A 572-nucleotide genomic window follows, 5' to 3' on the forward strand; every position below is an offset into this window, starting at 1 on the left:
CTGTCGTCATGGGTACAATGATAAAATAGAGCAAAATAAAGGTCAAAATATCAAAGGCAGAAGAGATAGGCCCCATCCAAACCATGAAACGTGTGATAGACTTGGCTTCCCAGGTATGCGGATTTCTCAAAAAATCTTTATCAACCTTGTCAAAAGGCAAGGCAATACAAGACAAATCATAGACTAGATTTAGGATAATCAAATGGACTGGTGCCATTGGTAAAAATGGCAAAAAGATTCCAGAGACCAATAGGGATAAGATATTTCCAAAATTAGAACTCACTGTCATTTTGATATATTTAGTCATATTGGCATAGACCTTACGACCTTCAACAAGTCCTTTTTCCAGCACCATGAGATCCTTATCAAGTAGGATAACATCAGCTGTTTCTTTGGCAATATCTACTGCTGTATCAACAGAAATCCCCACATCTGCAACTTTCATAGAAGGAGCGTCATTGATTCCATCCCCCATATAGCCTACAGCATGACCATTAGCCTTAAATTGCAAAATAATCCTTGCTTTTTGGTCAGGAGAAAGTTTGGCAAAGACTGTTACCTCCTCCACGGCT

At 39.0% G+C, this 572-nt stretch carries 1 protein-coding gene; it reads right to left on the reverse strand.

The annotated features are described in order from the left end of the window. Window positions 1-572 (reverse strand): HAD-IC family P-type ATPase (locus SMIDD26_RS10850; RefSeq protein ID WP_167747534.1); only part of this gene is annotated, 572 nt, incomplete at both ends.

This window comes from Streptococcus mitis (assembly GCF_001579035.1).
Taxonomy (GTDB): domain Bacteria; phylum Bacillota; class Bacilli; order Lactobacillales; family Streptococcaceae; genus Streptococcus; species Streptococcus mitis_J.